At 70.2% G+C, this 10,100-nt stretch carries 11 protein-coding genes; 4 read left to right on the top strand and 7 right to left on the bottom strand.

Annotation, left to right across the window (positions count from 1 at the left end; all coding sequences use genetic code 11):
* The 5 genes from AB0915_RS36075 to AB0915_RS36095 form a co-directional block, all read right to left on the bottom strand.
* The coding region (locus AB0915_RS36075) for a 4Fe-4S binding protein (protein ID WP_366695188.1) at positions 1-179 on the bottom strand (179 nt) is incomplete at its 3' end.
* Between the two features lie 160 nt (positions 180-339).
* The gene (locus AB0915_RS36080; protein WP_266991823.1) at positions 340-807 is read right to left on the bottom strand and encodes a VOC family protein; all 468 of its coding nucleotides are present in this window, start codon (positions 805-807) and stop codon (positions 340-342) included.
* 76 nt (positions 808-883) lie between these two features.
* The gene (locus AB0915_RS36085; RefSeq protein WP_366695173.1) at positions 884-2,287 is read right to left on the bottom strand and encodes an amidohydrolase family protein; all 1,404 of its coding nucleotides are present in this window, start codon (positions 2,285-2,287) and stop codon (positions 884-886) included.
* Positions 2,284-3,405 (bottom strand): methyltransferase, encoded by a 1,122-nt coding sequence (locus tag AB0915_RS36090; RefSeq protein WP_366695175.1) that lies wholly within the window; start codon positions 3,403-3,405, stop codon positions 2,284-2,286. The genes AB0915_RS36085 and AB0915_RS36090 overlap by 4 nt, the downstream gene beginning before the upstream one ends.
* On the bottom strand, positions 3,402-4,454 hold the full coding sequence (locus AB0915_RS36095; protein WP_366695177.1) for a zinc-binding dehydrogenase: 1,053 nt from the start codon (positions 4,452-4,454) through the stop codon (positions 3,402-3,404). Before AB0915_RS36095 ends, AB0915_RS36090 begins: the two co-directional genes overlap by 4 nt.
* A 339-nt stretch (positions 4,455-4,793) precedes the next feature.
* On the opposite strand from AB0915_RS36095, the gene AB0915_RS36100 reads away from it, so the two are divergent.
* The 4 genes from AB0915_RS36100 to AB0915_RS36115 are packed head-to-tail and all read left to right on the top strand — an operon-like array spanning position 4,794 to position 8,000.
* Positions 4,794-5,654: a fumarylacetoacetate hydrolase family protein gene (locus AB0915_RS36100; protein WP_366695179.1), complete on the top strand. Its 861-nt coding sequence runs from the start codon at positions 4,794-4,796 to the stop codon at positions 5,652-5,654.
* A gap of 27 nt (positions 5,655-5,681) precedes the next feature.
* Complete coding sequence (locus AB0915_RS36105; RefSeq protein WP_345509502.1) at positions 5,682-6,845, top strand: amidohydrolase family protein; 1,164 nt, start codon at positions 5,682-5,684, stop codon at positions 6,843-6,845.
* Positions 6,846-6,873: 28 nt separating this feature from the next.
* A complete protein-coding gene (locus AB0915_RS36110; protein ID WP_366695181.1) occupies positions 6,874-7,647 on the top strand; it encodes an aldolase/citrate lyase family protein in 774 nt (257 codons plus the stop codon).
* Positions 7,644-8,000, top strand: coding sequence for a cupin domain-containing protein (locus tag AB0915_RS36115; RefSeq protein WP_358861635.1), 357 nt, complete (start codon positions 7,644-7,646; stop codon positions 7,998-8,000). The genes AB0915_RS36110 and AB0915_RS36115 overlap by 4 nt, the downstream gene beginning before the upstream one ends.
* A 53-nt stretch (positions 8,001-8,053) precedes the next feature.
* Here the strand turns inward: AB0915_RS36115 and AB0915_RS36120 are convergent, their stop codons facing one another.
* The gene (locus AB0915_RS36120) at positions 8,054-8,839 is read right to left on the bottom strand and encodes an IclR family transcriptional regulator (RefSeq protein WP_366695184.1); all 786 of its coding nucleotides are present in this window, start codon (positions 8,837-8,839) and stop codon (positions 8,054-8,056) included.
* A gap of 156 nt (positions 8,840-8,995) precedes the next feature.
* Positions 8,996-9,994 (bottom strand): NAD(P)/FAD-dependent oxidoreductase, encoded by a 999-nt coding sequence (locus tag AB0915_RS36125; RefSeq protein WP_366695186.1) that lies wholly within the window; start codon positions 9,992-9,994, stop codon positions 8,996-8,998.
* Between the last annotated feature and the right edge of the window lie 106 nt (positions 9,995-10,100).

Consider the following 10,100-nt stretch of genomic DNA (forward strand, 5'->3'; position numbering starts at 1 on the left):
TCTTCGTGGTGGTAGATGGAGATCTGCGGGCAGACGGGTTCGCAGCGCCCGCACTCGACGCATTCGTCGGGCTGGATGTAGAGCATCCGGTCGCCTTCGTAGATGCAGTCGGCTGGGCACTCTTCCATGCAGGACTTGTCCATGACGTCGACGCAGGCGTCGGTGATGACGTACGGCACGCGCTTGTCGCCCTTCACACGATCGTGTGGAACAGGATGATGGCGGCGCCGGCACCGCGGGCTCTCGGCCGACCCGATCGCCGACGCCACCGCCGATGACCAGCGGGTCGGCCGAGGAGCGTGCGGTCGGCTCCCGGCTCGGCCCCAGAACTGCTGATGCTCAGCCCCACAGCTCCTGGATGGTCGAGAACACCTTCTGGTTGTGCGAGAACTCGATGGTGTTGCCGTCGGGGTCGTTCACGGCGCAGATGTACCCGATGTGGGCGGCCATGTCCACCGGCTCCCACCGCAGGTTGCCCGTCTCGCGCGCTTTCGCCGCGACCTCGTCCACGTCCTCGCGGTGGGGCAGCTCGATACCGATGTGCGCGAACGGCGCCAGCGTCGGCACCTTCTTGCCCGGCTCGATGCCGAAGCGCGCCCCGACCTCGGGAAAGAACTCGGCGAGGACAAGGACGAACGCCGAGTCGACCTGGCCCTTGTTCGACAGCCAGGCGCTGCGCCCGTTGTCGTCGTCGTTCTTGGTGACCAGCACCAACGGGGTGATGCGCTCGTAGAACTCGATCGATTGGTCCAGGTCGCTGACCGGGATGGCGACATGGGTCCAGCGGGGTTCGGTCAGTTCTGCCATGGTTCCGCTCTCCTCATTCGTTCGTGTCCTTCGTGTCGTTCGTTTCGCGGCGCGACCGCGACGTGCGGCCGTGCGGTCAGACGGTGGGCCACTTGGCCCGGTCGGGCAGGCCGGAGCGGGCCACGATGCCCTCACCGGCGGTCTGGGCGCGGCGCAGGAGGTCGTCCTCGTCGATCGTCGTGCAGCGGTAGTTGTCGACGACGCGCCGCCCGTCGACGAACACGGTGTGCACACCCCGCCCGTCGGCCGACCACACGAGCTGGTTGGCGACGTTGTGCAGTGGCCGCCACTCCGGCCGGTTGGTGTCGTGCAGCACCAGGTCGGCCTTCTTGCCCGTCTCGATCGAGCCGATCTCGTGCTCGGCCTGGAGTCCGCGGGCGCCGTTGCGGGTGGCCATCGCGAACGCGTCCTCGGCCGGGAAGATCGTGGCGTCACGCCGGGCGTCCTTGAACAGACCGGCGACGAGGTAGGTCGCGCGCATCAGGTCGTGGTAGTTCGAGGCGTTGTTGCCGTCGGTACCGATCGCTACATTGACACCGGCTTCCACCATCTCGGGGAACTTGCCGATCTGGGTCACGCCGTACGACACCTTCAGCGCCGTGGTCGGGCAGTGCGACACGCTCGTCCCGGTGCGGGCGAGCAGCGCGACCTCGTCGTCGTCGACGTGGACGGCGTGGGTCAGGATCACGTTGTTGCCCAGCACGCCGAGCTTGTCGAGGTGCACCATCGGCCGTTGTCCGTACGACGCGAGGAACCCCTCGGGGTCCATCGCCGCCGGCGACATGTGGAAGCTGAACCCGGTGCCGTACTCGATCGACAGGGCCTTCGCCGCACGCCACAGCTCGTCGCTGCAGCAGGTGTGGCCGATGATGATGGGCCATGCCTGGATACGGCCGTCGGCCACTGAAGCGTACCGGTCCATCGAGTCTTCGAGGCGCGTGATCGCCTGTGCGGTCGACATGCGCAGCACCTCCGGCGTGGGGACCAGATCCCACGCCCACGGTCCGACTCGGGCGCGAATGCCGATCTCGCTGAGGGCCTCGACGACCGGGTCGATGAACCGGATCGTGCCGGCCTCCAGGAACGCGGTGGTGCCGCTCTTGAGCATCTCCAGCGCCGCGAGCTGGGCGGAGACGTGCTCGTCCTCCTCGGTGTAGTACGTGTGGATCGGTGTGAGCCACTCGAAGACGTTCTCCAGGAACGGGGTGTCGTCCGGGACGAAACCGCGCGTGAGCGGTTCGCCGGTGATGTGCACATGCGTATTGATCAGCCCCGGGGTGACGACGAACCGTTCACCGGCGATGACGGTGTCGCTGTGCCACTGGGCGGTCACGTCGGCGGTCTTGCCGACGGCCACGATCAGGTCGCCCCGGATGGCTACCGCTCCGTCGCTGATCACGCGGCGGGAGTCGTCCATGGTCACGACGTGGGTGTTGACGATCAGAGTGTCGGCGGGTGCCGTGGTGTTCGGGGAATTCACGAGGTGGCCTCCGGGGTGCGGGAGCGGATGAGGCGGACGTGCTGGCGCGGCACCGGCTCGAACGAGTCGACCAGCTCGGCGTCGGCCGCTTCGGCCCACGCGCGCAGGTCCGCGACCGTGACACCGAGCCCCGCTGTCGAGGCCAGCATCGTCAGGGACAGGAGCAGTTCGTGGCGCGCGGTGGCACAGACGGCGCCGCGGTCCTCGCCGTCACCGTCGTCACCCTGGTCCTCGCCACCGCTGTCGTCGTGTCGGGTGTGGGCCGGATCGGGACGCGTGTAGTCGACGACCACGACCACCCCGTCCGCACCGGCCAGTTCGACCGCGCGGGCGAGCAACCGCCGGGCACGCTCAAGCGGTTCGGCGCGCAGCACATGTGCCAGGACGACGACATCGGCGGCGGCGACCGGGAGATCGGCCTCCAGATAGTCGCCGGCGACGGTGATCACACGCTCGCGCAGGCCGACCTCCCTGGCCGCCTGCTCGGCGATCGGCAGCACGTTCGGCCGGTCGACCGCGATCACCGTGCCGCTGGGCCGGGTGCGCAGCAGTGCAGTCAGCCACGCCCCCGAGCCGCAGCCGAGGTCCACGACCGTCGGCTGCCTCGGCCACCACCCGCGGCGCTCCAGCTCGGCGGCGACAGCGCTCGCCACGCGGGCCTGGGTCGGGCCGGTGGCGCGCACGATCGCCGGGTACAGCGCGGTCAGGTCGGCTGTCACGGCGGGCTCGGGTGCGCCGGTGCGGATGGTTTCGGCCAGGCCCGGCCAGGCTCCCGGCGGCCCGGGGGAGTACCGTACGAGTGCGGCCATGGAGGCAGGCGCGGACGACACCAGGTAGTGCTCGGCCACGGGCGTGAGCCGGAAGCGACTCCCGACCGCGGCGAGCAGGTCGAGTGCGACGAGCGTCTCGGCCAGAACGGTCACCGGGGCGTCCTCGGCCGCACCGATCGAGGCCGCCAATTGCTTGGCGTCCAGGCCCTTCCCGGAATCGGCGTGCTCCGCCAGGGCGTCGAACAGACCGAGGTCGAGCGCGGCCGAGAGCGCCCAGTAGGACGTGAAACCATTGATCACGTCCCATACCGGAGCCGGTCCGGCCGGGGTGGCGCTCGTCGTGTTCATGGGCGCAGCACGATCTTGCCGGTGGCCCGCCGCGACTCCATCCGCTGCTGTGCCGCCGCGGCCTCCGTCAGCGGGAACTCGCTGTCGACCGGGGTACGGAACGTCGAGGCCCAGTAGGCGTCGAGCATCGCGGCGAACTCGCGGCGGTCGTAGGGGTCCGAGCCGAGCAGTCGCAGCCCGAAGTGGTAGGCGTAGACCAGGTCGAACTCGGCCCGGTTGCCCGTGGTGTTGCCGAGGAACACCAGTCGCCCGCGCGGCGCGAGGCTGTAGATGCCGGTGTTCCACGTGGCCGGGCCGACATGATCGAGTACGAGGTCGGCGCCCCGCCCGCCGGTGAACCCGCGCACGGCCGCCACGACGTCGCCGGTCGTCGAGTTGACCACGACGTCGGCACCCAGGCCGCGTGCGTAGTCGGTCTTCGCGTCCGAGCTGACCGTGGTGACCACGCGGGCACCGCCGGCCTTGGCCAACTGGATCAAAGCGGTGCTGACACCGCTGCCCGCCGCGTGGATCAGCACCGTCTCGCCGAGGCGGACCTTGCCGATCTCGATGAGCGCGTGCCAGGCCGTCATCCAGATCGTCGGCACGACGGCCGCGTCGACCAGATCGACCTCGTCCGGCACGTGGTGCACATTGGCCGCCGGGACGAGAACGTACTCGGCGTAGCCGCCGGCCAGGGTGGCGCCGATGACACCCGCGCTCGGGCATCCGCCGTCCTTTCCGGCGGCGCAGTTCTCGCAACGGTTGCACGGCACGGCCGGGTTCACCACGACGCGCGTGCCCTCGGCGAGCGTGGCCGCCTTGCCCGCCTGCCCGTTGCCCGCCGGGCCGACCGCCGCGACGGTGCCCGCGATGTCCATGCCGCTCACGTGCGGCAGTTTGAAGCCGGGGATCAGCCCGGGCCCGCGTCGCTGCAGGACATCGAGGTGGTTGAGGCCGCAGGCCGCGACGCGTACGAGCACCTCGTCCGGTCCCGGTTCGGGCACCGGGACGTCGGCGACCTGGAGCACCTCAGGTCCGCCGTGCGTCTGATGGAGTACAACCTTCATGGGAGAGACCTCCGCTGGCTGTGTGACTTCTGTCGCCGGCCAGCTCGTTGCACGCCTGGTCGGCATGCAACGGTCTCCGCGGAGCGCCGAAAACGCTCCCCCTGGCCGATTTGTTGCCCATCGACCAAGTGGGCCGGAACGCTATGGCGCCCGTCGAGGGTTGTCAATGCTCCTCACCAAGTCGCCGTGAACCCGGTGAGCCCGGCACCGGTGTCCGTCCAGGTCGGCGCACCTCCGACACCTCGTCCAACGCTGTCCGGACAGGAGTCCTCGCATGCCTTCAGTCCGCACTTGCGTATTGCTTGACATGATGCCATCTTGCATTGAAAGATGCCTGTCATGCAGGTAGTGACGACACAGGCCGGCCTGGGCCGGATCGAGGACGGGGCTGCCGCCCTGCTGGACACTGCATTTCCGCACGTCAGAGCGGTCCTTCAACAGGAGGGCTCGCTGCGCTGTCTGGCCTCCTGCCCGGTGCGTCGGCGCATCCCGCTCGAAGAGGTCACCCTCACGGCACTGTTGGGCCGCACCCGCGCGGTGTGGGGCGTCGGACTCAACTACGTGTCCAAGGCGGCCCGGACCGGCCGGGGACTGCCCGAGCAGCCGATCCTGTACCTGGCCGCCTCGTCAGGAGTGTCGGCACCCGGCGCTCAGGTGGTGATCCCGCGGGCCGCGACCGAACCCGACTACGAGGGGGAGATCGCGGTTGTCGTGGGGCGCCGGCTGTACCAGGCGAGCGAGTCGGAGGTATGGCCCGCGGTCGCCGGAATCACCGCCGCCAACGACATGACGGCCCGTGATGTCATGCGCACCACAGGCATCCCCGCCCTCGCCAAGAGCTACCCGGGGTTCACACCGCTCGGCCCCTCGCTGCGCACTCCCGACGATCTCGCGGACCGCGACGCCATCGGCATACGGACCCAGATCAACGGCGAGCTCCTGCAGGACGACACGAGCGCCGGGATGATCTTCCCGATCCCCGATCTGCTCAGCAGGCTGTCGTGGTTCGCCGCGCTCGAACCCGGCGATGTCGTCCTCACCGGAACCCCGGCCGGCACCGGCCAGGACCGCGCGTGCTTCCTCGCCGACGGCGACGAGGTACGAGTCGAGGTGGACGGCGTGCTGCCCCTCCTCACCCGCGTCGTGCGTCCCTCGGACGCCTCACCGCGCGACCACCGGCCGACCGAACAGGTCGGCTGACCGCCCCTCACTCTGGAGCAGACACCGATGTCCCACTCCTCTGCGCCGTCCTACGACCTCGTTCTGACCGGCGGCACCGTCATAGACCCGGCATCGGCCACGAACGCCCGGCTCGACGTGGCGGTCACCGGTGACCGTATCGCCGCGATCGGCGAGGGCCTGGCGGCCGACGCGGCCCGCACCATCGACGTCACCGGCTCCACCGTGCTGCCGGGCCTCGTCGAGGGCCACACCCACATCTTCCAGCACGTCTCCGCCGTCGGCGCCCCCGCCGAGGAAGCCCATCTGCGCCGCGGCGTGGTCGCGGCGGCGGATGCCGGCACGGCCGGCGCCTCGACCTTCGCGGCCTTTCGTAAGCTGGTGGTCGAGCCCAACCCGCTACGCATCGTCAACTTCCTCAACGTCTCCGTGCTCGGCCTGATCGACTTCAGATTCGGTGAGCTGCTGAACCCCGACACCCTGGTCCCCGAGGACGCGCTCGCGACCGCCGAGGCCCACCCCGACATCGTGCGCGGCTTCAAGATCCGTCTCTCCGAGGACGTCGTCGGCGAGAACTGGGAGTCGCTGCTGAAGAAGTCCGTGGCGCTGGCCGAACAAGCCGGTCTGCCGCTGATGCTGCACATCGGCGAGACCGCGGAGCCGCTGCCCGTCGTCCTGGACCACCTGCGCCCCGGCGACATCGTGGCGCACTGCTACACCGGCAAGCCGCACGGAATCCTCGACGGTGACCACGTGCAGCCCGCCGTCACCGCGGCCCGTGAGCGCGGCGTGCTGTTTGACTCCGCCCACGGCAGGAGCAACCTCAGCTTCGAGGTGGCGCGCCGGGCGATCGCCGATGGGTTCCTGCCCGATGTGCTCAGCTCCGACACCAGTGCGCGCAACTGGCGCGGCCCGGTGTTCGACCTGCTCACCAGCATCTCCAAGCTGGTCGCGCTCGGCGCGCCGCTGGAGGAGTGCGTCCGGCGGGCCACCGTCGAGCCCGCGCGACTGCTCGGGCTCGACACCGAGGGCTACGGGCGCCTGGAGGTCGGCGGGCGGGCCGATGTCACCGTCGTCACCGAGACCGACGAAGTCACTCTGCCCGACGCCGCGGGCAACACGATTCTCGCGCCGCGCCTGGAGCCGACCGTGGTGCTGCACGGTGGCGCCGAGGTCGACATCGTGCCGTGGCGAGGACTGCGGTCGGCCTGACCGACCGGCACGCCCAGGGGAGGTTCTCATGACCACCGGTTCCGCCCATCCGCTGCGGCGCCGACTGCGGGCGGCCCTCACGGCGGGGAAACCCGCCGTCGGCACCTTCGTCAAGCTGGCGTCGCCCGACGTGGTGGAACTGGCCGCGACGGCCGGGTTCGCGTTCATCGTCGTCGACCTCGAACACTCCACCCTCAGCGAGCGGAACGCCGTCGACCTGGTGCGCCACGCGGACGCCTGCGGACTGGCGGCCCTGGTCCGGGTGCCCGAGGTGGACGCCGCCGCCGTCAACCGGCTCCTGGAGGCCGGGGCGGCCGGGATCCAGTTGTCCATGCTCACCCGCGTCACCCAGGCGCAGGCACTCGTGGCGGCCACTCGGTTCGCTCCGGCCGGCCGCCGCTCCGTGAGCCTTGCCAATCGGGCCGCCCGGTTCGGCGCGGCCCCGCTGGGCGGGTTTCTCCGCGCCGAGCAGGACGACCCGCCGGTGCTCGTGGGCCAGATCGAGACCGCGCGGACCGACCCTCTGCCGGAGCTGGTCGCCGCTCTCGACGTGTGTTTCGTCGGCAGCACCGACCTCGCGGTCGACCTGGGTCTGCCGACGGACCCGACAGTGCTGCGCGCCGCGGTGAACCGGGTGAACGACGCCGCCCGTTCCGCGGGGGTGGCGTTCGGAGGCTGGGCGCCGACCCGGGCCGCCGCGGCGGACCTGGGCCTCGATGACGCCGGCTACCTCGTGGTCGGTTCGGACCTGCAGATGCTGGCGGCCGGCCTACGGGCGACCGCCGGAGAGGACGCTCGATGAGCACACGCAACGCAGCGCTGGTCAACACCGTCGTCAACTGGGACGAGCTGCCGGCGACCCAGGTGCGGCCCGGGGTACGTCGCCGCGTCTACGCGACGGACGAAGTGATGATCTGCCACCACGAGCTGCAGGTCGGTATGGAACTCAACCCGCACCGGCACGAGGACTTCGACCAACTGGTCCATATCGCCGAGGGGCGCGCGAACTACTACGTGGACGGTGTCGCGCACGACATGCGGGCCGGCTCGTTCCTGCTCGTTCCCCGAGGCAGCGAGCACTACGTGGAGCCGACCGAGGCCCCTTGCGTGAACATCGACTTCTTCGTCCCGCCGCGAGCCGACCTGCTGCCCTGAGCGCCGGACGGCCCACCGCGGACCGCGGTGGGCCTTCAGCCGTCGTAGGACGGTCAGCCGCTGTCAGGGGTGCCCAGCCGCTGCGACAACGCGCGGGCGGTCTCCAGCAGTGCCTGGGCCATCGGCGACGTGACATCGTCGGGCACGGTCGCCGTGGTGCCGACGATCGCGAGCGTCCCGCTGATCTTGTCCCCCTCGAAGATCGGCGCCGCGACGGTGCGGACTCCGTTGACCGTGGGGGAGTTGACCGACAACCCGTGCTGCTGGATGGCCTCCAGCTCCTCGGTGAGTTCGGCCGAGTTGCGGACGGAACGCGGCAGGGTCGGCACCTGCTCCGGGGGCAGCAACGCGAGGAAGACGCGCCCCTGTGCCGAGGACGTGAGGTTCAGGCGCGAACCGACCCGGACACTGATGCGCACCATGTGGTCGGTGTTGTCCACCGAGCGCACCACGGTCGCCGACTCGCCGTCCCAGACCGACAGCACGATCGTCTCGTCGATACGCCGGACCAGATCCTTCATGTACGGCTCGGCGGCGGCCACGATCGGCAGACCGGCCCGCGCCGCCGAGGCGAGCGTGAGCACCTGGGGACCGAGGGAGTACAGCGAGGTGCGCTCGTCGTACCGGAGTAGATTCGCCGCCCGCAGCGCCTTCGTGTAGCGGTGCGCGGTCGCCTTGCTCGCCCCGAGACGCGCGGTGATCTCGTTGAGGCTCATGTGCGGCTTGCCGACCGTGAACGATCCGAGGATCAGGGCCGCACGCTGCACCGTCTGGATCGTCGGGGCGGTCCTGTCCGGGCCGTCCTGTTCGCCGGTGCTGCCCTGCGCCTTTGTGGGCATGAACGTATCGCTCCCAATCGCACTTGGCTTGCCATAAGACACTAAATGAAACGCCGTATTGAATAGAGTAGTCGTAAGGGGGAGTCTAACGGCGCGGGCGGGGGCGCGAGAGCCCCTGCGCCGCGGCGTGCCCGGGCGGTGGTCCGGTGCGCGGACTCACGCGTCGGAGGAGTGCCCGGGCGTGATCGAACGGGCCGGGTCCAGCAGGGCGGCGACATGGTTGACGGCGAGAGCCGCCTCGCCGAAACCGATCGAGATGAGGGTGACCTTGCCGTCGTGGTCGGCGATGTCACCGGCCGCGTACACCCGCTCCCGGCTCGACCGCATGGTGCGGTCGACGAGGATGCGCCGACGGCGCAGTTCCAGTCCCCACCGCTCGATCGGGCCGAGGTCGGCGATGAAGCCGAGCGCGGCCACCACGGTCTGGGCGGGCAGAGTGATCCGGTCGCCGTCGGAGGTGGCGACCACGACCTCCGACACCGCGCCGTCGCCGTGGATCTTCTCGACCTCGTAGGGAGTGAGGACCCGCACCGAGGAGGCGTGAACCTGCTCGACAGTACGCTCATGGGCCCGGAACCGGGCACGCCGGTGCACCAGCGTCACCGACGAGGCGATGGGTTCCAGGGACAGTGCCCAGTCGAGGGCGGAGTCACCGCCGCCGACCACCACGACGTCCTGTCCACCGAGTTCGTCCAGACGCGGTACGAAGTACCGCAGCCCCCGGTCCAGGTACTCGGAGCCCACCGGGAGTTCGCGGGGGATGAAGTTGCCGATCCCGCCGCACACGAGTACCGCACCCGCGGTGATCCGCGTACCGGTGTCGGTGGTGGCGACGATGCCCTCGGCGGTGTCGTCCAGCTCGGTGACCCCGTGTCCGAGCAGATAGGTGGGGTTCCACTGGGCGGCCTGTTCGGCCAGTCGGTCCACCAGCTCCTGGCCGCGGACGGCGGGGAAGCCGGCCACGTCGTAGATGAGCTTCTCGGGATAGAGCGCGGCGATCTGTCCGCCCACCTCGGGCAGCGCGTCGGCGACCGCCACGTTCATGCCGCGGAAACCGGCGTAGTACGCGCCGTACAGCCCGGTCGGACCGGCGCCCACGATGAGCAGGTCGACGGACACCTCGGCGGCGGCGTCCGTGGCCGCGTGGCCGCTCACGCCGCCACCCCGGGGTGGTCGTGGCCGACGCGGCCTGTTTTGCGGGCTCCGCCGGGGGAGCCGAGGGGTGGGGTGCCGAGGGTGAAGAACTCGGCGTTGACCTGCT

The organism is Streptomyces sp. NPDC048411, from assembly GCF_040704695.1.
GTDB lineage: Bacteria > Actinomycetota > Actinomycetes > Streptomycetales > Streptomycetaceae > Streptomyces.

Excerpts from the sequence above, each read along its gene's own strand:
- AB0915_RS36080 (WP_266991823.1), bottom strand. The coding sequence starts at position 807 with ATGGCAGAACTGACCGAACCCCGCTGGACCCATGTCGCCATCCCGGTC.
- AB0915_RS36090 (WP_366695175.1), bottom strand. The coding sequence starts at position 3,405 with ATGAACACGACGAGCGCCACCCCGGCCGGACCGGCTCCGGTATGGGAC.
- AB0915_RS36095 (WP_366695177.1), bottom strand. The coding sequence starts at position 4,454 with ATGAAGGTTGTACTCCATCAGACGCACGGCGGACCTGAGGTGCTCCAG.
- AB0915_RS36100 (WP_366695179.1), top strand. The coding sequence starts at position 4,794 with ATGCAGGTAGTGACGACACAGGCCGGCCTGGGCCGGATCGAGGACGGG.
- AB0915_RS36105 (WP_345509502.1), top strand. The coding sequence starts at position 5,682 with ATGTCCCACTCCTCTGCGCCGTCCTACGACCTCGTTCTGACCGGCGGC.
- AB0915_RS36110 (WP_366695181.1), top strand. The coding sequence starts at position 6,874 with ATGACCACCGGTTCCGCCCATCCGCTGCGGCGCCGACTGCGGGCGGCC.
- AB0915_RS36115 (WP_358861635.1), top strand. The coding sequence starts at position 7,644 with ATGAGCACACGCAACGCAGCGCTGGTCAACACCGTCGTCAACTGGGAC.
- AB0915_RS36120 (WP_366695184.1), bottom strand. The coding sequence starts at position 8,839 with ATGCCCACAAAGGCGCAGGGCAGCACCGGCGAACAGGACGGCCCGGAC.